Source organism: Streptomyces sp. NPDC041191 (assembly GCF_055591945.1).
Window position 1 is genome coordinate 520581 of sequence record NZ_JBVIZC010000003.1, and the last position, 21561, is coordinate 542141.

The window sequence follows — 21561 nt, forward strand, 5'->3', positions numbered from 1 at the left end:
GACCGGTTCCGCACCGCGTGAAAGGGGCGGCCGGGTGGCACAGAGTGCCACCCGGCCGCCCCTTTCCGGTACCGGCGGGGATCAGCGGGCGCCGATCTCGTCCGTCAGCTGCGGGAGCACCTCGAAGAGGTCGCCGACCACGCCGTAGTCCACGAGGTCGAAGATCGGGGCCTCCGGGTCCTTGTTGACCGCCACGATCGTCTTCGACGTCTGCATGCCGGCCCGGTGCTGGATCGCGCCGGAGATGCCCGCCGCCACGTAGAGCTGCGGCGAGACCTGCTTGCCGGTCTGGCCGACCTGGTTGGCGTGCGGGTACCAGCCCGCGTCCACGGCGGCCCGGGAGGCGCCGACGGCCGCGCCGAGCGAGTCGGCCAGCTTCTCGACGACCCCGAAGCCCTCGGCCGCGCCGACGCCGCGGCCGCCGGAGACCACGATCGCGGACTCGGTCAGCTCGGGACGCCCGGTGGAGACGCGCGGGGTGCGCGAGACGACCTTCGCCGCGTTGCCGGTGAAGGCGACGGTGACGTTCTCGACCGCGCCGGCGGCCGGGGCGGCCTCCGGGGCGGCGGAGTTCGGCTTGACGGTGATGACCGGCACGCCGCGCGAGACCGTCGACCGCACCTGGTACGAGGCGGCGAAGACGGACTGGGTGGCGACCGGGCCGTTCTCGCCGGCCTCCAGGTCCACGGCGTCGGTGATCAGTCCGGAGCCGAGACGGAGCGCGACGCGGGCCGCGATCTCCTTGCCCTCGCCGGAGGAGGTCACCAGGACGGCGGCCGCCCCCTTCTCCCGGGCGATCCCCGTGAGCGCGTCGACCTTCGGCACGACGAGCCGCTCGGTGAACTCGGCGCCGTCCGCGACGTACACGGTGGCCGCGCCGTACTCGCCGGCGGTGGCGGCGATCGAGGCGGCGGCCTCGCCGGCGCCGAGGACGACCGCCGAGGGCTCGCCCAGGCGGCGGGCCAGGGTCAGCAGTTCGAGGGCCGGCTTGCGGACCGCACCGTCGGCGTGGTCCACGAGAACCAGGATCTCAGCCATGATTCGTTGCTCCTGTGTGGGATGTCTGGCCGACGGCGGGTCAGATGAACTTCTGGGCGGCGAGGAAGGCGGCGAGCTGCTTGCCGCCGTCGCCCTCGTCCGTGACGATCGTGCCCTGGGTACGGGGCGGACGCGCGGTCGCGGAGTCGACCAGGGTCCAGGACCCGGCGAGGCCGACCTCGCCGGCGTCGATGCCCAGGTCGTCCAGGTCCAGCTCCTCGACCGGCTTCTTCTTGGCGGCCATGATCCCCTTGAAGGAGGGGTAACGGGCCTCGCCGGACTGGTCGGTGACCGACACGACGGCCGGCAGCGGGGCCTCCAGGAGCTCCGTGGCGGCGTCGCCGTCCCGGCGGCCCTTCACGGCGCCGTCCTCGACGGACACCTCGGAGAGCAGGGTGACCTGCGGGAGGTTCAGCCGCTCGGCGAGCAGCGCCGGCAGCACGCCCATGGTGCCGTCGGTCGAGGCCATGCCGCAGACGACCAGGTCGAAGCCGGTCTTCTCCAGGGCCTTGGCCAGGATCGCGGAGGTGGCGAAGACGTCGGAGCCGTGGATGTCGTCGTCGTTGACGTGGACGGCCTTGTCGGCGCCCATCGACAGCGCCTTGCGCAGCGCGTCCCTGGCGTCGTCCGGGCCCACGGTCACGACGGTGACCTCGGCGTCGTCGGCCTCCTCCTGGATGCGGAGGGCCTGCTCGACGGCGTACTCGTCCAGCTCCGAGAGCAGGCCGTCGACGGCCTCGCGGTCGGTCGTCAGGTCGTCGGCGAAACCGCGGTCGCCGGTCGCGTCGGGGACGTACTTCACACAGACAGCGATCTTCAGGGTCACGGCCTGTCTCCTTTCGACGAGGTGGTGGTTACGGGAGGTTGCGGGCCATGACGATGCGCTGGACCTGGTTGGTGCCCTCGTAGATCTGGGTGATCTTGGCGTCGCGCATCATGCGCTCGACGGGGTAGTCGCGGGTGTAGCCGTAGCCGCCCAGGAGCTGGACGGCGTCGGTGGTGACCTCCATGGCGACGTCGGAGGCGAAGCACTTGGCCGCCGCGCCGAAGAAGGTCAGATCACCGTCGACGCGCTCGGACTTGGCGGCGGCGGCGTAGGTGAGCTGGCGGGCGGCCTCCAGCTTCATGGCCATGTCGGCGAGCATGAACTGCACGCCCTGGAAGTCGGCGATGGGCTTGCCGAACTGCTTGCGTTCGGTGACGTAGCCCTTGGCGTAGTCCAGGGCGCCCTGGGCGATGCCGATGGCCTGGGCGGCGATGGTGATGCGGGTGTGGTCCAGGGTCTTCATCGCGGTGGCGAACCCGGTGCCCTCCGCGCCGATCATCCGGTCGGCGGGGATGCGGACGTTGTCGAGGTAGACCTCGCGGGTCGGGGAGCCCTTGATGCCGAGCTTCTTCTCCGGCGCGCCGAAGGACACGCCCTCGTCGGACTTCTCCACGACGAACGCGGAGATGCCCTTGGAGCGCTTGTCGGGGTCGGTGACGGCCATGACCGTGTAGTACTCGGAGACGCCGGCGTTGGTGATCCAGCGCTTGACGCCGTTGAGGACCCAGAAGTCGCCGTCGCGCACCGCGCGGGTCTTCATCCCCGCCGCGTCCGAGCCGGCGTCCGGCTCCGACAGGGCGTAGGAGAACATCGCCTCGCCCCGGGCCAGCGGAGCGAGGTACTTGTGCTTGAGCTCCTCCGAGCCCGACAGGATCACCGGCAGCGAGCCCAGCTTGTTCACCGCCGGGATCAGCGAGGACGACCCGCACGCGCGCGCGACCTCCTCGATCACGATCACCGTCGCCAGGGCGTCCGCCCCCGCACCCCCGTACGCCTCGGGCACGTGCACCGCGTGCAGGTCATTGGCCACCAGCGCGTCCAGCGCCTCCTGCGGGAAACGCCCCTCCTCGTCCACCGCCGCCGCGAACGGAACGATCTTCGCCTCCGCCAGCGCACGCACCGACTCCCGGAGCATCTCGTGCTCCTCCGAAGGTCGGTACAGATCGAAGTCCTTGCCCATGATGTGGAGCTCCCCTAGACACTTGTGGCACTGAGTACCCTCAGCAAAGCACACTCAGTACCACGACGCCAGAGCGCCCCGACGCTCTGGCGTCGAGGCGCTGGAGAAACCGACTGGTCGGTTTTACGTGCCGGGGGTTTCCGCGAGATTTCCCTCTTCGCGGCGGAGCCGGTTCGCATCGTATTCGGCGGCCAATTGGCGTGCGCGGCTTTCGCTCATCTCCAGACGGGTCAACAGGGCCGGAGTGCATATGGTCGGCAGGACGTGGCGGAGCAGAACCAGAACGCGGTGAGTGAGGTCATTCCGCTCGCAAAGAATCTGAGACATCGTCTGGATTCCCGCGAAGGCGCCGGCGAACAGTTCGGCCGTGTCCGTCACGTCCACGTGGACGAGGAGCTCGCCCCGCACCTTCGCCACCGTCAGGATCTCCGACACCTGGTCGATCCAGGCCCGGAAGGGGGCGGCCCGGTCGACGCCCGTGGCGCCGCTGTCCAGGGCCAGGGCGACGCTCGCCCGCACCAGGGGGTCGCGCTGCAGCCGGTGGGCGAGGAGGAAGCCCTGGTCGACCAGTTCCTGGACCTTGATGGGCTGCGGGCCGAGCGGCTCGTCGAGCATCTGGGCGTCCAGCACGCCGAGGGCGAGGTCTTCCTTGGAGGCGAAGTGGAAATAAAGCGCCCCCTTGGTCACCCCGGCGCGCACCAGGATCTCCCCGATGGTCGTCCGCTCGTAGCCGCGCTCCGCGAAGACGGCGGCCGCCGACTCCAGAATCATCCGCCGGGTACGGATTGCACGCGCTTGCTGCGCCAAGGCGCCTCCCGCTGTCTCGCTGTCTGTGCTCAACGTGTGACGTGAAGCATTGAAAAGAAAACCGCGCTGTACGTATCCTACGCCGGGCGGATTTGCCGTCCGGGGCGTGCCGTGACGCGAGGGGAAGCCATGGAACAGAGCCGTCGAGGGGCGACGACACCCGTCCCCGGGGAGTTCGTCCATCGCGCGGACCCGGCCGACATCATCCCCACGGGCTGGGCACGACCGCAGGAGAACCGTTACTCCGTCCCCGCTCGCTGGTCCGCCTCGCATCCCTTCTTCTCTCCGGTGGCAGGGGCCCGTCACGACCCCGTCCTGGTGGCCGAGACGATACGTCAGGCCACCATGCTCGTCGCTCACACCGAACTCGCGGTACCCGTGGACGACCAGTTCGTCATGTGGGAGCTGTGGTACGCCGCCGATCCCGACGCGCTCGTCCTCGACGGAGCCTCCTCGGACATCGCGGCCGACATCACCTTCCCCGAGCTCGACAGGCGCGGCGGCCGGGTCCGGGGCCTGCGCACCGATGTCGTACTGACCCGGGACGGCCGGCCGTTCGCCACCGGGGGCGGCACGGCGCGCTGCACCTCGGCCCCGGCCTACCGCCGCGTGCGGGGCGGGCGGATGGCGGCCCTCGGCCGCCCGGTCCCCCTGATACCCGGCGTGGCCCCGCACCTGGTCGGCCGCGAGGACGCCAAGGACGTCGTCCTGGGGCCCGGCGACCGCCCCGGCCGGTGGCGGCTGCGGGTCAACACCGCCCACCCCACGCTCTTCCGCCGCCCGAACGACCACGTCCCCGGGATGCTCCTCCTCGAAGCGGCCCGGCAGGCGGCGATGCTGGTGACCGGCGACACCGCCTACCTCCCCGTCACCATGAAGCTCTCCTTCTCGCGCTACGCCGAACTCGACAGCCCCTGCTGGATCGAGCCCGAGGTCGTGGCCGCTCCCGTGGGCCCGCCCGCCGTCCGGGTCACCGGACGGCAGGACGGGACCCCCGTCTTCCTCTGCACACTCAGCTCTCCCTCCCCGTCCCGGGAACCGGTGGTGGCCGGAATCGGCTCCGTCGCCCGGTCGGCGGCCTGAACCGGAACGGAACGATGGGCGCTCGCATCCTGATCACCGGCGCGACCGGATTCATCGGCGGCCGGGTGGCGGCCGCCGCGACGGCGGCGGACGTCGCCCGCGTACGGCTGCTCGCCCGCCGCGCGCCCGCCCCGCCGGCGGGCGCCGGAGCGAGGGGCGCCCCGGACGTCGAGACCGTCCGGGGCGACCTCCGGGACCCCGCCTCCCTCCGCCGCGCCTGCGAGGGGATCGACGTCCTGCTCCACTGCGCCTCCGCGATCGGCGGGGACGAGGAGACGGCCCGCGCGGTCAACGACGAGGGCACCCGGGCCCTGGTCGACGCGGCCGTACGGGCCGGGGTGAGCAGGATCGTCGCCCTGAGCACGGCCTCCGTCCACGGCCGCGGCCCCTTCCGCGCCGCCGCCCCTGACGCCCTCCCGATCGCCCCCGTCTCGGCGACCAGCCGCACCCGCGCGGCGGGCGAACGCCACGTCACGGAGGCCGGGGGAACCGTCCTGCGCCCCCATCTGGTGTACGGGACCGGGGACCGGCAGCTGGTGCCGGGCGTCGTCCGCCTCCTCTCGGCGCTGCCCGGTCCGCTCGACGGGGGCGGCTCGCTGCACTCCCTGATCGACGTGGAGAGCCTGGCGGGTGCCCTGGTCGGCGCGGCGCTCTCCCCCCGCACCCGGCCCGGTGCCTATCACGTGAACCACCCCACGCCGGTTCCCGTGGAACAACTCCTGGCATGGGGGGAGGAGTTGCTCGCCCTGCGGGGAGGGCCGCGCCGGGGGCCCGCGACGGACGTCGCCGGTGCGCGCGCCCTCCTGGCGGACGATCCCGTCGCCCTGCACCACCTCGCCCTGCTCGCCACCGACCACTGGTTCGCCGACGACCGTCCCTGGCGGGACTTCGACCGCGACCCGGGGCCGGACTTCGCCACGGGGGCCGCGCGTCACACGGCGTGGTACCGGGACCTGCTCGCCCCCTCCTGACCGGGCCCCGCCCGTCCCCGACCGAAAGAAGACAGCACCGACATGTACCCGCTGGCCGGCAGGACCGCGATCGTCACCGGGGCGAGCCGCGGCATCGGAAGAGGCATCGCGGAACGGCTCGCCGCGGACGGCGCCCTGGTCGCCGTGCACTACGGCAGCGACGAGCGGGCCGCCCGCGCGACGGTGGCGGCCATCGAGGAGAAGGGCGGCCGGGCCTTCCCGTTCCGCGCGGACCTGGGGGAGCCGGACGCCGTCGACACCTTCTACGCGGGCCTGGAGGCCGGTCTCGCGGAGCGGGACGCGGGACCCGGGTTCGACGTCCTCGTCAACAACGCGGGCGCCAGCGGCTCCGGGCGCATCCACCAGCTCACCACCGAGGTCTTCGACCGGCTGGTCGCGATCAACGTCAAGGCCCCGCTCTTCCTCATCCAGCGGGGCCTCGACCGGCTGCGCGACGGCGGCCGGATCGTCAACATCTCCTCGGCGGTGACGAAGCACGCCTTCCCCGACTCCGTCACGTACGCGATGACCAAGGGGGCCGTCGACACGATGACGCTCGCCCTCGCCAAGGAGCTGGGCCCCCGGGGGATCACGGTCAACGCCGTGGCGCCCGGGTACATCGCGACGGACATGAACGCGCGGCGCAGGGCGACGCCCGAGGCGAGCGCCGCCCTCGCCGCGCTCTCGGTCTTCAACCGGCTGGGGACGCCCGCGGACGTGGCCGACGTGGTCGCCTTCCTCGTCTCCGACGACGCCCGGTGGATCACCGGCCAGTACGTGGACGTGACGGGCGGCAGCGCCCTCTGAGGGCCGCGGTCCGGGGCCTCCGGGCCGTTGTGAAGGCCCTTGCGCACCCCTGCTCGTGGCGGGGGCCGGTGGATAAAGTGGGGGGACGATGACACGTTTCCGCGAGAGCGTCCGCTCTCTGCTGCGCGAGCAGGTGCTCGACGCCGCTCACCGCCTCGTCGCCGCCGAGGGCTGGGGCGGGCTGCGCATGACCTCCCTCGCGCGGGCCGCCGGCATCAGCCGCCAGACCCTCTACAACGAGTTCGGCTCGAAGGAGTCCATCGGCACCGCCCTGGTCCAGCGCGAACTGGAGGGCTTCCTGATCGGGATCGAGCGCGAACTCGACGCCCACCGGGGCGAGTTGGAGGCGGCGGCGAGGGCCGGCATCGGCTACACGCTCCAGCAGGTCGTGGACGACCCGCTGATCAGGAGCGTCCTGGTCGCGGCGCGGGAGGGCGGCGACGACCTGCTCGCCTACCTCACGACCCGCCCGGAGCCGGTCTTCGGCACGGCCATGGCGATGCTCGACGCGTACGCGGTCGGGGCCTGGCCCGACGTGGACGAGGAGTCGCGCGGACTCGCCGTCGAGACGGTCGTGCGGCTCACCGTCAGCCACATCGTCCAGCCGGTGGCCTCCCCCCGGGAGACGGCGGCGCGCATCGCCAGGATCGCGGCGCGGATCGCGTACCCGGGGGAAGCGGACAGCGCGGCGAGGCCCGGTACCGGACACGGGGGATCCCCGGCACCGGGCCTCTGTTGAATATTCTACATATTTCCCGGGAGGGGTGGTCCCGCCCCCCACACCGGCGGGCGAAGAGCGGGCGGACGGGGTAGATCTCCTCTGAGACGCGGTCCCGTCCGGACCCCGGCCGGGGCACCCCCGACCGCGTCACCGGCGCCGAGGAGGAGGCAGCGGTGGAAAACAGGAGCAAAGGGTTCGTGCACTCCTTCAACCGTCTCGGCGGGTACGGATTCGTCGTCCCCGTCGGTTCCGAGGAGCAGATCTGGTTCAGTGCCGAGGACATCGAGGACGAGAGCCGGGTCCTCTCGGAGGGACAGCAGGTCTCCTTCGTCCTGGTCCTCGGAGACGGCCGGTTCGAGGCCAAGGAGCTGCGCCTCTGACGGCGGCCGGGTCCGGTGCGCGGACCCGGGCCCGGCCACGCTTTCGTACGCGTCCGAACGGGTGCGCGTCCGGACGGCCTCCTCCGGGGCCCCTCAGTCCCCGGAGCCGGGCTCCGGCGCCAGCGCGTCCATGAACGAGCTGACCGAGAACACCGCGCGCCCGGGACCGGCCGGCCCGTAGCCGGGCGGGGCGGTCAGCCCGTTCTCCCGCAGCGTCTCCGTGTACGCCTCGAGCAGCCGCAGGTGGTACTCCAGGGGCGCGCCGTCCGGGTTCTCGCGGCCCAGCGGCGTCGTCGGCTCCGGGCACCAGGTCGTGAACCGGGGCGTGATCCCGCGCGACATGAAGAACCGCAGCCCCTCACGGGTGGAGGCGATGGCCTCGTCCACGGTGAGGAAGCCCGAGGGGCGCGCCATCTCGACCCCGGCGACGAAGTTGGGGATGACGTTGCGCGGCCCGAAGACCTCCGCCGAGTCCAGGATGCGGCGGTGCCACTCGTCCCGGCCGATGTAGCGCTCCTTGCCGGGGCAGTACAGCTCGAACAGGCGCCGGTCCCACACCTCGTAGTTCGGGTGGTAGATCCGGATGCCGTAGTCGTGGAAGCGCCGCACGTCCTCCTTGGGCAGGGCCTGCGCGACGACCTTGCCGATCCAGCGGCCCGGGAAGCGCTCCTCGATCGCCCGCGCGTACTGCCCGTAGAAGTCGGCCTCGTCCTTGCCGCCGACCTGCGAGGTGACGGCCCCGCCGGTCAGGGTGTACGCGGTCGAGGCGCGGGCCGTGTCGTGCCGGTCGATGATCTCCAGCGCCTCCAGGACCTCGTCCACCGGCTTCACCCCGGTGTACGGGCGGCCCGCCGCCTTGTGCTGGCGCCAGTTGTGGTTGATGTCGCAGTACTGGCACTCCTCCTTGGCGCCGAAGTACTGGCACACCCGGAAGACCGTCAGGTAGATCAGGTAGCCCCACTGGATCGTCGGCGCCACCTCCATCACGGACTTGCCGTTCGACAGCGGGTGCCGGTAGTACTCCGGCATCGGCGGCAGCCCGACGTCCGCGATCCGCGCCCCGTCCAGGAACAGCGCGAGCGCCCCGTCGGCGTCCGGCGCGACCCGGTACGGCGACGACGGGTTGACCCGCACCGACACCACCGTGCGGCGCAGCCCGTACGGCCCGCCGGTCAGCACGATCTCCTCCGGCGGACGGTTCAGCGCCGCCTCGCCCAGCTCCGGCAGCGTCCGGTGGTCGAAGGAGAAGATGAAGTACGACTTCGGCTTCACCTCGCCCCCTTCGTTGCCGGACAGGGCGGAGGGGTCGAAGGCGAGCCCGCCGCGCAGCAGGTCCTCCTTGAACACGGCTTCCGGGGGGATCCCCGGGAAGCGGTCCATCAGGGACTCCACGACGGAGGTACGGGTCGGTGCGGCGCTGGTCACAGGCGGATCTCCGGGGGTGAGGGGCTATGGAGCCGACGTGCGTCCCACGCTACGCGCGCGTGTCGCCGGAGGACCGGCCGGGTCCCCGGTACTCCGCCCGCGCGGCCCGTCGCCTTCCGCCCGCCGCCCGCCGCCCGCCGGGGTGCGGGACCCACCCGTTCGCGTCCGCCCCGTTCCCTCGCGGACCGGAACTGTCCGCATGGGCGGATAGCGTGCCCGCCATGGCCCTCAGGACGACCCACCCCGTGCTCGGCACCCGCGCCCTCAACCGCGCCACCCTCGAACGCCAGTTGCTCCTGCGGCCCTCCCCGCTCGGCGCCGAGGAGGCCGTCGGCCGTCTCGTGGGGCTCCAGGCCCAGGAGACCAAGCCCCCGTACCACGCGCTCGCCGCCCGCCTCGACGGCTTCCGGCCCGAGGCGCTGTCCGCGCTGATGGAGTCCCGCGCCGTCGCCCGCATCGTCACCCTGCGCTCCACCGTGCACACCCACACCGCGCGCGACGCCGTCGCCCTCCGCCGGTTCGCGCAGCCCGGTGCCGTCGACCGTGAACTCGCCCTCTTCGTCTCCCGGGGCGGCCTCGACGGCGTCGACCTCGGCCGGCTCGCCGCCCTCGCCCGCGCGTTCGTCGAGGAACGGCCGCGCACGCCCGGGGAGCTGCGCCGGGAACTCCTCGGGGAGTGGCCCGGCGCCGACCCCGTCTCCCTCTCCACCGCCGCCCGCTGTCTGCTCCCCCTCGTCCAGGTCACCCCGCGCGGCCTGTGGGGACGCGGCGGACGGGTCGCGCTCACCACGACGGACGCGTGGTTCGGGGACGCCGCGCGACAGGACGCCGCGGAGCGGGACGCCGGCCCCGACGAAGTCGTACCGCGCTACCTCCGCGCCTTCGGGCCCGCCTCCGTCAAGGACATGCGGACCTGGTGCGGGCTCACCGGGCTCCGCGCCGCCTTCGAGCGCCTGCGGCCCCGGCTCCTGGTCTTCCGGGACGAGCGCGGCACCGAACTCTTCGACCTGCCCGACGCGCCCCGCCCCGACGGGGACACCCCCGCCCCGCCCCGGTTCCTCCCCGAGTACGACAACCTGCTCCTCTCGCACGCCGACCGCACCCGCGTCCTCGCGCCGGGGGTCCGTTCCCGCACCTGGAGAAACAACCGGGGCCTCCGCGTCTTCCTCCTCGACGGGTTCCTCGCCGGGTGCTGGTACCTGGACGAGGGCGGGGAGCGGACCACGCTGACCGTCGAGCCCTTTGAGCGCCCCACCCGGGCCCGGCGCGCCGACCTCGCCGCCGAGGCCGAGCGGATCCTGCGGATCACGGGACGGCCGGGCGTGCCGTACGAGATCGTCTTCCGCGACCCGGAAGGGTGACCCGAGGGGTCCCCGCCCGGTCCGGGGAACCCGCCGTCCGCGGGTTCCTCCCCGGACGGGGGGTGGTGGGACCCGGGTCACTGATTACACGATGTCCTGGACCGGCCCCCGACGAGGAGGACACATGACGGAGACCAGTGCGACCGAGGAGTTCCGGGCCGCCCGGGACTTCCTGCTCGCCCACCGCGAGGACTACGACACGGCCCGCGAGGGCTTCGCGTGGCCCCGGCCCGAGCGGTTCAACTGGGCGCTCGAATGGTTCGACGTCGTCGCGGAGGGCAACGACCGCACCGCGCTGCACATCGTCGAGGAGGACGGCTCCGGGGCGAAGGTCTCCTTCGCGGAGATGTCCGCCCGCTCGAACCGGGTCGCGAACTGGCTGCGGGCCCGGGGCGTGCGCGCCGGCGACCGGATCGTCGTCATGCTGGGCAACCAGACCGAGCTGTGGGAGACCGTCCTCGCCGCGATGAAGCTGCGGGCCGTCGTCATCCCCGCCACCCCGCTCCTCGGCCCCGCCGACCTGCGCGACCGCGTCGACCGGGGCCGCGCCCGCCACGTCGTCGTCCGTGCCGGGGACACCGCCAAGTTCGACGATGTCCCCGGCGACTACACCCGGATCGCGGTCGGCGGCGACGGGACGGGGGAGTGGCTGGCGTACGAGGACGCCGCCCGCGAGCCGGACGCCTTCGAGCCCGACGGCGTCACCCGCGCGGACGACACGCTGATGCTGTACTTCACCTCCGGCACGACCGCCCGCCCCAAACTGGTCGAGCACACCCACGCCTCGTACCCGGTCGGGCACCTCTCCACGATGTACTGGATCGGCCTGCGGCCCGGCGACGTCCACCTCAACATCTCCTCGCCCGGCTGGGCCAAGCACGCCTGGTCCAACCTCTTCGCGCCGTGGAACGCGGAGGCGACCGTCTTCGTCCACCACTACACGCGCTTCGACCCGGCCCGGCTCATGGACGAGATGGAGCGGAACGGGATCACCAGCTTCTGTGCCCCGCCGACCGTGTGGCGGATGCTGATCCAGGCCGACCTGGCGCAGCTCAAGACCCCGCCGCGCGAGGCCGTCGCCGCCGGGGAACCGCTCAACCCCGAGGTCGTCGAGGCGGTGCGGCGCGCCTGGGGCGTCACCGTCCGGGACGGCTTCGGCCAGACTGAGACCGCCGTCCAGGTCTCCAACAGCCCCGGCCAGCGACTCAAGGAGGGCTCCATGGGCCGTCCGAGCCCCGGCTACCGGGTCACCCTCCTCGATCCGGTGACCGGCCGCCCGGACGCGGACGAGGGCGAGATCTGCCTCGACCTGTCCGACCGCCCGGTGGGCCTGATGGCCGGCTACCACGGCGATCCGGAGCGCACGGCGGAGGCGATGGCCGGCGGCTACTACCGCACCGGTGACATCGGCGCGCGGGACGAAGAGGGATACATTACCTATATCGGGCGCGCGGACGACGTCTTCAAGGCGTCCGACTACAAGATCAGCCCGTTCGAGCTGGAGAGCGCGCTCCTGGAGCACGAGGCCGTCGCCGAGGCCGCCGTCGTCCCCGCCCCCGACCCGCTGCGGCTCGCCGTCCCCAAGGCGTACGTCGTGCTCGCGGCGGGCTGGGAGCCGGGCGAGGAGACCGCGAAGGCCCTCTTCGCGCACTCGCGCGCGGTCCTCGCCCCGTACAAGCGGATCCGGCGCATCGAGTTCGCCGACCTGCCCAAGACCGTCTCCGGGAAGATCCGGCGCGTGGAGCTGCGCCGCCTCACCGCCGAGGGCGGCGGCACCGAGTACGCCGAGGGGGACCTCGCGTGAACGCGCCGAAGGAACTCTCGTACGCCCACGGCACGTCCACCACCCCGCTCCTCGGGGACACCATCGGCGCCTGCCTGGACCGGGCCGTCGCCGCCCGGCCCGACTGCGAGGTCCTCGTCGACGTTCCCGCCGGGCGCCGCTGGACCTACGCGGAGTTCGCCGCGGACGTGGACCGGCTGGCCGGCGCCCTGCTCGGCAGCGGCGTCCGCAAGGGCGACCGGGTCGGCATCTGGGCCGTGAACCGCGCCGAATGGGTCCTCGTCCAGTACGCCACCGCCCGCATCGGCGCCGTCATGGTCACCGTCAACCCCGCCTACCGGGCGGACGAGTTGGCGTACGTCCTCGACCAGGCGGGCATCTCCCTGCTCTTCGCCTCGCTCGCCCACAGGACGAGCGACTACCGGGCTATGGTCGAGCAGGTCGCCCCGGGACGGAGGGACCTGAGGGAGACCGTGTACTTCGGGGACGCGAGCTGGGACGCGTTCCTCACCCGCACGGCGGGGGAGTCGCGTCCGGAGCCGCTCTCCTGCGACGAGCCCGTCACCATCCAGTACACCTCGGGGACCACGGGCTTCCCCAAGGGCGCCACGCTCTCCCACCACAACATCCTCAACAACGGTTACTTCGTCGGGGAGATGCTCGCCTACGACGAGCGGGACCGGATCTGCGTCCCGGTCCCGTTCTACCACTGCTTCGGCATGGTGATGGCCAACCTCGCGGCCACCTCGCACGGCGCCTGCCTGGTGATCCCCGCCCCCTCCTTCGACCCCGCCGCCACCCTCCGGGCGGTCCAGGAGGAGCGCTGCACCTCCCTGTACGGGGTGCCGACGATGTTCATCGCGGAGCTGGACCTCCCCGACTTCGCCGCGTACGACCTGTCCACCCTCCGCACCGGGATCATGGCGGGCTCGCCGTGCCCGGAGGAGGTGATGAAACGGGTCGTCGCGGAGATGAACATGGCGGAGGTGTCGATCTGTTACGGCATGACCGAGACCTCTCCCGTCTCCACCCAGACCCGCCGCGACGACGACCTGGAGCGCCGCACCGGCACGGTCGGGCGGGTCCTGCCGCACGTCGAGGTGAAGATCGTGGACCCGGCGGACGGGCTGACGGTGGAACGCGGCACGGCGGGGGAGCTGTGCACCCGCGGCTACGGCGTGATGCTCGGCTACTGGGACGACCCGGAGAGGACCGCCGAGGTGATCGACCGGGCCGGCTGGATGCGCACGGGCGACCTGGCGGTGATGCGCGACGACGGATACGTGCGGATCGTCGGCCGCATCAAGGACATGATCATCCGGGGCGGGGAGAACGTGTACCCGCGCGAGATCGAGGAGTTCCTCCACGGACACGCCAAGATCGCCGACGTCCAGGTGGTCGGAGTCCCCGACGAGCGGTACGGCGAGGAGATCCTGGCCTGCGTGATCCCGCGCGACCCGGCCGACCCGCCCACCCCGGACGAGATCAGGGACTTCTGCCGGGACCGGCTCGCCCCCTACAAGGTCCCCCGCCGGGTGGAGATCCTGACCGAGTTCCCGATGACGGTGAGCGGGAAGGTGCGGAAGGTGGAGCTGCGGGAACGGTACGCCGAGGGGACGTGAGGCCGGCCCCGGGCGCGCACGGCGGACGGAACGTCCCGGGGCGCGCCCGGCGGTGGCTCAGGGCGCGGCGGTGAGGTCCCGGCGCATGCAGACGCGGGGCCAGGCCGCCAGGCCGTGGGCCGCCTCCGCCCGGCGGACGGCGCGCAGCCCCTCGGTGAGGGCCGGGTCGGAGTCCGCGAGCGGGCGGAAACCGAGCCGGGCGTAGTACGGGGCGTTCCAGGGCACCTCGGCGAAGGTCGTCAGCGTCAGCGCCGTCAGGCCCTCGCGCGCCGCGGTCCGCGCCAGGTGCTCGATCAGGGCCCGGCCGACGCCCCGGCGGGCGGCCTCCGGACGTACCGACACCTGCTCGACGTGGGCGGCGCCGTCGACCGTGTCGGCGAGCAGGTACGCCACCGGGCGGTCGGCGTCGTCCACCGCCACCCAGGCCCGGCCCGCACGGCGGTACGCCTCCAGGACCTCCAGGGACGGCGGGTCGTCGTCGGCGACCGCCGCCATGCCGAGGGAGCGGAACGGCTCGCCGGCCTCCCGTTCGATGTCCTGGAGCAGGGGGAGTTCGGACGCGGCGGCCGCTCTGATGCGCATGCGCCAGTATGGCCCGGGACGGTACGGGCGGGCACGGCGCGACGTGCCCTCACCGCGCGGGGCCGCCGGCCGCCGGGCGGCCCCGCCCCTCCTCCCCGGCCCGGTCGAGCAGTCCCCCGTCCCGCGAGAAGCGGGGCAGGAACAGGGCGAGGGCCGGGTCGCCGTACAGCGCCACGTACAACTGGACGAGGCCCCCGTCCGTCACCTCCTGGCGGTGGGCCGGCAGCGGGTACCGCTCCCGCAGTCCGGCGATCAGCCGCCGCGCCGCCCCGGTCGTGACGGGCAGCCGCAGCAGCGCCGCCGCTCCCAGGGCCGCCGGCGACCCGGCCGCGAGCGCCACCGCGAGGTCCGCGCCGGACGCCCCGGTCGCGAACGGCCCCGCGAGGACGGTCGGCGGTACGCAGCAGAGCAGCGCCCGCGCGGCCCGCAGCCGCGGGACCGGCCGCAGCAGCCCGGCCCCGCGCAGCTCGCCGCTCAGCGCGTCCACGGCCCGCCGCGCCTCCGGCCGCTGGGCCAGCTCCCCCAGGGCGAGGGCCCGGCGGAGCGACCCGTGCACACCGAGCTGTACGGGGTCGCGGGTCCGGCCCGGCCCGCCGTTGGCCCGAATCGTATGTTTGCGGCCCGCCTCGACCGCCCCGCGCTGGTGCAGTGCCACCAGCGCCACGGTCACCGCGGCTCGCCGCCCGCCCCGCAGCAGCGCGAGCGCCTGCGGCGCCGGCACGCGGTCCGTGTCCCCCTCTCCGCTCTCCCGGCTGCGCGTTCGCAACAGAGCGGCGGCGAGCAGCAGTTCGCCCCAGGCCGCCCCGATGAACCACCACGTCCCCGTCCCCATGACGTCCACCCCCAAGGGAGTTGTGCCCGGTGGAGCGTGATCGTCACGCGTGAATGGCCGATTTCGCATGTCGAGAAGGTGCGGGGGAGGAGGGAGGGGCGCGTTCCCGACACGCCTTCCGGGGGTGCCGCCGGTACGCTCCGCGCGTGCTCCCGGCGCACCACCCGGGCGTTCCCGGCACGTTCGCCGTGTTCCCTCCGTGCGCTCTTCGCGAGTCCCCCGGGTCCCCGGGGCCCCGGGTCCCCCGCGCGCCCTACGGCGCGCAGGCGCCGCCCGCGGCCAGGTCGTCGGCGGCGCGGTTGACCGGCTGCGGGGTCCCGGTCAGGTCGAGCACGAAGAGCGGCAGGCCGATCTCGGCGGCGCGGGAACGGGCTTCCGGGGTGTAGCCGGCGAGCGAGAAGAACACGCTCACGGCGGACGCGTTCAGGCCGGTGAGCCAGAGGCACTCGACCGCCCGCAGCCCGGCGGGCCGGGTGGTCGGGTCCACCTGGGCGACGAGCCCCGGCGCCCGCAGGTCCACCCCGGACGCGGGACGCTCCTCGGGCTGGACGACGCCGGGGAACCCGAGCCAGCGCAGGTACCCGGCGGCGGCCGCCACCGCGTCCCGGGCGGTCCGGATCGTCACGGGCCGGAACGCGCCCCGCGCCGGTCCCGGGCGCGGGACCACCGGGGGCGGCGGGACGTGCGCGGGGCCGTACCCGGCGGACGCGCGGTACGGCCCGGCGGGCGGCGGCACGCCGGGGCCCCGCCGCCCGGCGCCGCCGTCCGGTTCGGTGCCGGAACCGGACGGACCGCCCGGGCGCGCGGCCCCCGCACGCGGACCGCTCCCGTCGGCACCGCCCGTGCCCGTACCGCCCGCACCGAAACCGGTCGCACCCCTACCGCTCCCGCCGGGCCGGGGCCCGCCGGGGGCCGTGCCGAACCACTCCGAGCCGGGCTCCGCCGCGCGGCGCCGGGCGCCCCCGGAGGACGGTCCGCCCCGGAGGCCGTCACGGCCGGCCGGCGGTCCGCCGGGTCCCGTCCCCGCCGCGTACCGCCCCGGCTCCGCTCCCGTCCCGCGCCCCGGGGCGGAGGGGCCCCTCCCGTCCGGGCCGTGGCCGCCCGGGGGCCGTGACGCCTCCGCGGCCGGCATCGGGGCGGCGCCGTGCTCGGTGCCGTCCGCGCGGCCCCCTTCCGCCGTACCGCCCCCACCGTCCACCGGCCGGACCGGCACCCGCAGGACCGTGCCGCACGGGCAGGCGAACTCCGGGTGGGGCCAGTCGTTCTCGCGGCCGCAGGCGCCGCAGCGGACGGCGACCCACTCGTCCGCCCAGTTCCGGCGCGTGATCGGCTCCGCCGCGCCCGCCGCCACCGGCGCCGCCACGGGACTTCCGCACGCGCAGGGGAAGGCGGGCGCCGCGTACGCCCGCGTGCTCAGGCACTCCGGGCAGCGCACCGGTACGGAATCGCCCACAACCCAACCCCCTGTCGCTCGCTCCCATCGTCCCCCCATCCGCCCTCCCGGGGGAGGCCGTTCGGCCACATCGGTCCCTCCGGACGACGCGATCGCGCCGTCCGTCCCGGCGGGCGGACCTCTCTTGACGGCTCTTCGCCGCCGCGCCTACATTGCTTCCGTATGGCAGAACAGTATTTCCGCATTACGGAAACAGTGAGGTGGGCCTCCCGGCGGAGGGGACCTCCTGGATCCGCCCGGCCGAAGCAGGAGCACTCCCATGCCTCGTATGACCGCCGCCGCAGCGGCCGTTGAAATCCTCAAGCGCGAAGGCGTCACCCAGGCGTTCGGCGTCCCCGGCGCGGCGATCAACCCCTTCTACCGCGAGCTCAAGAACGTGGGCGGCGTCGGCCACACGCTCGCCCGCCACGTCGAGGGCGCGTCCCACATGGCCGAGGGCTACACCCGTGCCAAGGCCGGCAACATCGGCGTCTGCATCGGCACGTCGGGACCGGCCGGCACCGACATGATCACCGGCCTGTACTCGGCCGTCGCGGACTCGATCCCGATCCTCTGCATCACCGGACAGGCCCCGGTCGCGAAGCTCCACAAGGAGGACTTCCAGGCCGTCGACATCGCCACCGTCGCCAAGCCGGTCACCAAGGCCGCCACCACCGTCCTGGAGGCCGCGCAGGTCCCCGGCGTCTTCCAGCAGGCGTTCCACCTCATGCGCTCGGGGCGCCCCGGCCCGGTCCTCATCGACCTGCCGATCGACGTCCAGCTGACCGAGATCGAGTTCGACCCGGAGACGTACGAGCCGCTGCCGGTCTACAAGCCGCGCGCCACCCGCGTCCAGGCCGAGAAGGCCCTCGGCTTCCTCCTGGAGTCCGAGCGCCCGCTGATCGTCGCCGGCGGCGGCATCATCAACGCCGACGCCTCCGACCTGCTCGTGGAGTTCGCCGAGCTGACCGGCGTCCCCGTCATCTCCACCCTCATGGGCTGGGGCACCATTCCGGACGACCACGAGCTGGCCGCCGGCATGGTCGGCGTCCAGACCGCGCACCGCTACGGCAACGCGACCTTCCTGGAGTCCGACTTCGTCCTCGGCATCGGCAACCGCTGGGCCAACCGCCACACGGGCTACAACCTGGACGCGTACACCGAGGGCCGGAAGTTCGTCCACGTCGACATCGAGCCCACCCAGCTCGGCAGGATCTTCGCCCCGGACTACGGCATCGCCTCCGACGCCGGGGCCGCACTGGAACTCTTCCTGGAGATCGCCCGGGAGTGGAAGGCCGCCGGCCGCCTCCCCGACTTCACCGCCTGGGCCGCCTCCGCGCAGGAGCGCAAGGCGACCCTCCAGCGCCGCACGCACTTCGACGACGTCCCGATGAAGCCGCAGCGCGTGTACGAGGAGATGAACCGGGCCTTCGGTCCGGAGACCCGTTACGTCACCACCATCGGCCTCTCCCAGATCGCCGCCGCGCAGTTCCTGCACGTCTACAGGCCGCGCCACTGGATCAACTGCGGCCAGGCCGGCCCGCTCGGCTGGACCGTCCCGGCCGCCATCGGCGCCGCGACCGCCGACCCGGACACCCCGGTCGTCGCGCTCTCGGGCGACTACGACTTCCAGTTCATGATCGAGGAGCTGGCGGTCGCCGCCCAGCACAAGGTCCCCTACGTCCACGTCCTCGTGAACAACGCCTACCTCGGCCTCATCCGCCAGGCGCAGGGCGGCCTCGGCATCAACTTCGAGGTCAACCTGGAGTTCGAGAACATCAACAGCCCGGAGATCGGCGTCTACGGCGTCGACCACGTCAAGGTCGCCGAGGGCCTGGGCGTCAAGGCCATCCGCGTCGAGGACCCGGACAAGCTGGGCGAGGCCCTGGAGCAGGCCAGGAAGCTGGCCGTCGAGCACCGGGTCCCGGTCGTCGTCGAGGTGATCCTGGAGCGCGTCACCAACATCGCGATGAGCAGGACGGCCGACATGAGCGACGTCACCGAGTTCGAGGAGCTGGCCACCGAGCCCGGCCACGCGCCGACCGCGATCAGGGCCCTCCGGGTCTGATCCGCTCCGCTCCCGCCCCCGCGGCGGGGCCCCGTCCCGGCGAGCACCGGGACGGGGGCCGTTCCCCGCCCCTCCCGCGCCCGGCGCCCGTACGCGCCGGGCCGTGCTCATTCCCGCATCCGTACGCCCTGGGCCCGTACGAGCACCGCGCCCGCCTCCGTCCACTCGTAGAGGACCGACCGGCCCGCCCGTCCCCGCCGGACGAGGCCCGCCTCCCGCAGCACCTTCAGGTGGCGGCCCACCGAACCGAGCCCCTGCCCGGTCAGGGCCACCAACTGGCTCGTGGACAGAGGGGACCCGAGACGCACGAGGACCCCCGCCCGCGCCGGTCCGAGCAGCGTGCCGAGCGCCCGCGGCACGACCGGGCCCGAGGCGTCCGCCAGGACGCCCGCGCAGGGGTACACCACCGCGAACCGCTCCGCCCCCTCCCAGGACACCCAGCCGGTGGCCGGGGTCACCGGTACGAAGAGCAGCAGGCCGCCGTCGACCGAACGCGGCGGGTGGGAGCGGGTGTTCACCTGGAGGCGGCCGTCGCCCAGCCAGCGCGTCCTCCCCGGGCTCAGCTCGTCCAGGGCCGCCGCCCAGCCGCCCCGCCCCAGCCGCGCGGTCCGCGCCGTCACGTCGGCCTCGAGGATCCGCCGCCGGCGGGGCCACTCCGGAAGCACCGTCTCCCGCCACACCCACGTCAGGACCTCCGCCATCCGTCCGGGCAGGTCCCGCGCCGCACGCAGCGGCTCCGGCACGGGCCCGCCGAGCGCGACGGCCAGCTGCGGCACCGCGCCGGCCGGGTCGGCGGCGCGGACGGCCTCCACCTCCTCCTCGAAGGGCCGCTCGCCCTCGCCCAGCGGCGTCGGCGTCAGGAAGTCCGCGTTCCAGGTGGGGCCGATCGCGGACCGCACGAGCAGGGCGTCGAGCGGTTCGGCCGTCAGGCGCGCCCGGTAGGCGGGCAGGGACGCGGTCAGCCAGGCCCGTTCACCCGGGTGGCTCGCGGCGGCCGCGTGCAGGACCTTGAGCGCGGCGACCGTCTCGGCCAGCGGCGACACCACGAAGCGGCCGCCCGCGAGCGAGTCGGCCCCGATCCGCCACCAGCCCATGCCGCCGCCCTCCCACAGGTCCGGGTTTCGCCCCCCGGCGAAACGCTAACGGTACGCGCCGGACCCCTCCGAGACTCCCCGCATGGCCCGCTACCGCACCCTCTTCCGCACCCCCGAATTCACCCCGCTCCTCCTCACCGGCTCCGTCCACACCGCCGCGCAGACGGTGGCCGGCCTCGGTCTCGCCACCCTCGTCCTCCACGCCACCGGTTCGCCGTTCCTCTCCGCGCTCGCCCTCTTCGGTCCCTCGCTCGCCCAGCTCCTCGGCGCGACCACGCTGCTCTCCGCCGCCGACCGGCTGCCGCCGCGCGCCGCGCTCTCCGGGGTCGCCCTCTTCTTCGCCGCGGGCACGGCCGTCCTGGCGGTCCCCGCCCTTCCCACCTGGGCGGTCTTCGCGGTCCTCCTCGCCGAGGGGCTCGCGGCCTCGCTGGGCGGCGGGGTGCGGTACGGCCTCCTGAACGAGATCCTGCCGCGCGAGGCGTACCTCCTCGGCCGCTCGGTGACGAACATGGCCGCCGGCGCCTGCCAGATCGGCGGTTTCGCGGCCGGCGGGCTCCTCGTCGCCCTGCTCTCACCGCGCGGCGCGGTCCTCGCCGGGGCCGGGCTGTACCTCGCCGCCGCCCTGTCCGCCCGCCTCGGCCTGGGGGCGCGTCCCCCGCGTGCCGGGGGGCGTCCCTCGGTCGCGGCGACCCGGCGGACCAACGCGCGGCTCCTGTCCGTGCCCGCCCGGCGCCGCTGCTACCTCGCGCTGTGGGTGCCCAACGGGCTGATCGTGGGCTGCGAGTCGCTGTTCGTGCCGTACGCCCCCGAGCGCGCCGGACTCCTCTTCGTCTGCGGCGCGTTCGGGATGCTGGCCGGGGACGTGGCCGTCGGCCGCTTCGTACCGGCGCGGCTGCGCGGCCGGCTCCGCTTCCCGCTCCAGGCGCTGCTCGCCGCCCCGTTCCTCCTCTTCGCCCTCGACCCCGCGCTTCCGCTCGCGCTCGCCGCCGTGACCGTGTCGGCGGTGGGGTACGGGGCGACGCTGCTGCACCAGGAGCGGCTGACGGCCCTGGTGCCGCAGGAGCTGGGCGGTCACGCCCTGGGACTGCACTCCTCGGGGATGCTCGCGTTCCAGGGGGTGGGCGCGGCCCTGGGCGGCGGCCTCGCCCAGTACACCTCGCCGCGGACCGGGATGGTGGTCCTGGCCCTGGCCTCGCTCGTCGTGACGTTCCTGCTGGCGCGGGCGGACCGGGAGGGGGGAGAAAAGGGGAAGAGCGCGGAACCGGTGTCCGTGGACCTGGTTCCGCGCCCTCCCGCTCGTTGACCGCCCGGCGGTGCGGGGCGGGCGGGCGCGACAGGACGTCCGCACCGCCGGGCGGAGCCTCGGGGTTCCCCCGGTACGGGGGGCGTTGGGACCGCGGCGGCGCCGGCGGGCGGAGCGGCCCTTCCCTCCTTCAGGTCAGGAGGGGAAGGCCGTCGCCCTGGCCACCGCACTGGCTCGGCGCCGCCGCGGTCCTCACGCTGTCCGGTTCGCCGGCCACCCCTCATCCGGGCCGGTGTTCCGGACCGC

The 21561-nt window shown here is 73.9% G+C and carries 18 protein-coding genes and 1 pseudogene; 10 read left to right on the forward strand and 9 right to left on the reverse strand.

All coding sequences use genetic code 11. The features are described from left to right. Window positions 1-81: 81 nt before the first annotated feature. The 4 genes from ACZ6AQ_RS08480 to ACZ6AQ_RS08495 all read right to left on the reverse strand — a co-directional run bounded on the left by ACZ6AQ_RS08480 (window position 82) and on the right by ACZ6AQ_RS08495 (window position 3851). On the reverse strand, window positions 82-1038 hold the full coding sequence (locus ACZ6AQ_RS08480; protein ID WP_388696184.1) for an electron transfer flavoprotein subunit alpha/FixB family protein: 957 nt from the start codon (window positions 1036-1038) through the stop codon (window positions 82-84). A gap of 40 nt (window positions 1039-1078) precedes the next feature. Continuing rightward, window positions 1079-1864 carry an electron transfer flavoprotein subunit beta/FixA family protein gene (locus ACZ6AQ_RS08485; protein ID WP_468758457.1) on the reverse strand — a complete coding sequence of 262 codons (786 nt, stop codon included), beginning with the start codon at window positions 1862-1864 and terminating at the stop codon, window positions 1079-1081. 28 nt (window positions 1865-1892) lie between these two features. Continuing rightward, entirely contained in the window at window positions 1893-3044 is a 1152-nt protein-coding gene (locus tag ACZ6AQ_RS08490; RefSeq protein ID WP_468758458.1) for an acyl-CoA dehydrogenase family protein, read from the reverse strand. A 123-nt stretch (window positions 3045-3167) separates the two neighbouring features. Then, window positions 3168-3851 (reverse strand): ScbR family autoregulator-binding transcription factor, encoded by a 684-nt coding sequence (locus tag ACZ6AQ_RS08495; protein ID WP_468758460.1) that lies wholly within the window; start codon window positions 3849-3851, stop codon window positions 3168-3170. Window positions 3852-3980: 129 nt separating this feature from the next. Here ACZ6AQ_RS08495 and ACZ6AQ_RS08500 point away from each other — a divergent pair, with 129 nt between their 5' ends. The 5 genes from ACZ6AQ_RS08500 to ACZ6AQ_RS08520 all read left to right on the forward strand — a co-directional run bounded on the left by ACZ6AQ_RS08500 (window position 3981) and on the right by ACZ6AQ_RS08520 (window position 7813). Further along, window positions 3981-4934, forward strand: a complete 954-nt coding sequence (locus ACZ6AQ_RS08500) for a ScbA/BarX family gamma-butyrolactone biosynthesis protein (RefSeq protein WP_468758462.1) — start codon at window positions 3981-3983, stop codon at window positions 4932-4934. A gap of 14 nt (window positions 4935-4948) precedes the next feature. Then, on the forward strand, window positions 4949-5905 hold the full coding sequence (locus ACZ6AQ_RS08505; protein WP_468758464.1) for an NAD-dependent epimerase/dehydratase family protein: 957 nt from the start codon (window positions 4949-4951) through the stop codon (window positions 5903-5905). Between the two features lie 42 nt (window positions 5906-5947). Then, entirely contained in the window at window positions 5948-6712 is a 765-nt protein-coding gene (locus ACZ6AQ_RS08510) for an SDR family oxidoreductase (protein WP_468758466.1), read from the forward strand. Between the two features lie 88 nt (window positions 6713-6800). After that, on the forward strand, window positions 6801-7451 hold the full coding sequence (locus ACZ6AQ_RS08515) for a TetR/AcrR family transcriptional regulator (RefSeq protein ID WP_468758468.1): 651 nt from the start codon (window positions 6801-6803) through the stop codon (window positions 7449-7451). Window positions 7452-7606: 155 nt separating this feature from the next. Continuing rightward, entirely contained in the window at window positions 7607-7813 is a 207-nt protein-coding gene (locus tag ACZ6AQ_RS08520; protein WP_388696162.1) for a cold-shock protein, read from the forward strand. Between the two features lie 93 nt (window positions 7814-7906). On the opposite strand, the gene ACZ6AQ_RS08525 is transcribed toward ACZ6AQ_RS08520, so the two are convergent. Beyond that, window positions 7907-9193 (reverse strand): radical SAM protein, encoded by a 1287-nt coding sequence (locus tag ACZ6AQ_RS08525; protein WP_468758578.1) that lies wholly within the window; start codon window positions 9191-9193, stop codon window positions 7907-7909. Between the two features lie 266 nt (window positions 9194-9459). Here ACZ6AQ_RS08525 and ACZ6AQ_RS08530 point away from each other — a divergent pair, with 266 nt between their 5' ends. The 3 genes from ACZ6AQ_RS08530 to ACZ6AQ_RS08540 all read left to right on the forward strand — a co-directional run bounded on the left by ACZ6AQ_RS08530 (window position 9460) and on the right by ACZ6AQ_RS08540 (window position 14004). Beyond that, complete coding sequence (locus tag ACZ6AQ_RS08530; RefSeq protein ID WP_468758470.1) at window positions 9460-10599, forward strand: winged helix DNA-binding domain-containing protein; 1140 nt, start codon at window positions 9460-9462, stop codon at window positions 10597-10599. A gap of 124 nt (window positions 10600-10723) precedes the next feature. Next, window positions 10724-12403 carry an AMP-binding protein gene (locus ACZ6AQ_RS08535; RefSeq protein ID WP_468758471.1) on the forward strand — a complete coding sequence of 560 codons (1680 nt, stop codon included), beginning with the start codon at window positions 10724-10726 and terminating at the stop codon, window positions 12401-12403. Continuing rightward, on the forward strand, window positions 12400-14004 hold the full coding sequence (locus ACZ6AQ_RS08540) for an AMP-binding protein (protein WP_468758473.1): 1605 nt from the start codon (window positions 12400-12402) through the stop codon (window positions 14002-14004). The genes ACZ6AQ_RS08535 and ACZ6AQ_RS08540 overlap by 4 nt, the downstream gene beginning before the upstream one ends. Window positions 14005-14061: 57 nt before the next feature. Here ACZ6AQ_RS08540 and ACZ6AQ_RS08545 read toward each other — a convergent pair whose 3' ends face one another. The 3 genes and pseudogenes from ACZ6AQ_RS08545 to ACZ6AQ_RS08555 form a co-directional block, all read right to left on the reverse strand. Beyond that, window positions 14062-14586: a GNAT family N-acetyltransferase gene (locus tag ACZ6AQ_RS08545; RefSeq protein ID WP_468758474.1), complete on the reverse strand. Its 525-nt coding sequence runs from the start codon at window positions 14584-14586 to the stop codon at window positions 14062-14064. A gap of 49 nt (window positions 14587-14635) precedes the next feature. Next, window positions 14636-15418: a TIGR04222 domain-containing membrane protein gene (locus tag ACZ6AQ_RS08550; protein ID WP_468758476.1), complete on the reverse strand. Its 783-nt coding sequence runs from the start codon at window positions 15416-15418 to the stop codon at window positions 14636-14638. A gap of 253 nt (window positions 15419-15671) precedes the next feature. Continuing rightward, a pseudogene (locus tag ACZ6AQ_RS08555) lies at window positions 15672-16151 on the reverse strand (hypothetical protein); the annotation flags it as partial. A 979-nt stretch (window positions 16152-17130) separates the two neighbouring features. On the opposite strand from ACZ6AQ_RS08555, the gene gcl reads away from it, so the two are divergent. Continuing rightward, window positions 17131-18918, forward strand: coding sequence for a glyoxylate carboligase (gene gcl, locus ACZ6AQ_RS08560; protein ID WP_468758477.1), 1788 nt, complete (start codon window positions 17131-17133; stop codon window positions 18916-18918). Window positions 18919-19025: 107 nt separating this feature from the next. On the opposite strand, the gene ACZ6AQ_RS08565 is transcribed toward gcl, so the two are convergent. Continuing rightward, complete coding sequence (locus tag ACZ6AQ_RS08565) at window positions 19026-20012, reverse strand: ArsR/SmtB family transcription factor (RefSeq protein ID WP_468758479.1); 987 nt, start codon at window positions 20010-20012, stop codon at window positions 19026-19028. 82 nt (window positions 20013-20094) lie between these two features. Here ACZ6AQ_RS08565 and ACZ6AQ_RS08570 point away from each other — a divergent pair, with 82 nt between their 5' ends. Further along, window positions 20095-21315 carry an MFS transporter gene (locus ACZ6AQ_RS08570; RefSeq protein WP_468758481.1) on the forward strand — a complete coding sequence of 407 codons (1221 nt, stop codon included), beginning with the start codon at window positions 20095-20097 and terminating at the stop codon, window positions 21313-21315. The last annotated feature ends 246 nt before the right edge of the window (window positions 21316-21561 follow it).

Excerpts from the sequence above, each read along its gene's own strand:
- ACZ6AQ_RS08480 (WP_388696184.1), bottom strand. The coding sequence starts at position 1,038 with ATGGCTGAGATCCTGGTTCTCGTGGACCACGCCGACGGTGCGGTCCGC.
- ACZ6AQ_RS08490 (WP_468758458.1), bottom strand. The coding sequence starts at position 3,044 with ATGGGCAAGGACTTCGATCTGTACCGACCTTCGGAGGAGCACGAGATG.
- ACZ6AQ_RS08500 (WP_468758462.1), top strand. The coding sequence starts at position 3,981 with ATGGAACAGAGCCGTCGAGGGGCGACGACACCCGTCCCCGGGGAGTTC.
- ACZ6AQ_RS08505 (WP_468758464.1), top strand. The coding sequence starts at position 4,949 with ATGGGCGCTCGCATCCTGATCACCGGCGCGACCGGATTCATCGGCGGC.
- ACZ6AQ_RS08510 (WP_468758466.1), top strand. The coding sequence starts at position 5,948 with ATGTACCCGCTGGCCGGCAGGACCGCGATCGTCACCGGGGCGAGCCGC.
- ACZ6AQ_RS08515 (WP_468758468.1), top strand. The coding sequence starts at position 6,801 with ATGACACGTTTCCGCGAGAGCGTCCGCTCTCTGCTGCGCGAGCAGGTG.
- ACZ6AQ_RS08525 (WP_468758578.1), bottom strand. The coding sequence starts at position 9,193 with ATGGACCGCTTCCCGGGGATCCCCCCGGAAGCCGTGTTCAAGGAGGAC.
- ACZ6AQ_RS08530 (WP_468758470.1), top strand. The coding sequence starts at position 9,460 with ATGGCCCTCAGGACGACCCACCCCGTGCTCGGCACCCGCGCCCTCAAC.
- ACZ6AQ_RS08535 (WP_468758471.1), top strand. The coding sequence starts at position 10,724 with ATGACGGAGACCAGTGCGACCGAGGAGTTCCGGGCCGCCCGGGACTTC.
- ACZ6AQ_RS08545 (WP_468758474.1), bottom strand. The coding sequence starts at position 14,586 with ATGCGCATCAGAGCGGCCGCCGCGTCCGAACTCCCCCTGCTCCAGGAC.
- ACZ6AQ_RS08550 (WP_468758476.1), bottom strand. The coding sequence starts at position 15,418 with ATGGGGACGGGGACGTGGTGGTTCATCGGGGCGGCCTGGGGCGAACTG.
- gcl (WP_468758477.1), top strand. The coding sequence starts at position 17,131 with ATGCCTCGTATGACCGCCGCCGCAGCGGCCGTTGAAATCCTCAAGCGC.
- ACZ6AQ_RS08565 (WP_468758479.1), bottom strand. The coding sequence starts at position 20,012 with ATGGGCTGGTGGCGGATCGGGGCCGACTCGCTCGCGGGCGGCCGCTTC.
- ACZ6AQ_RS08570 (WP_468758481.1), top strand. The coding sequence starts at position 20,095 with ATGGCCCGCTACCGCACCCTCTTCCGCACCCCCGAATTCACCCCGCTC.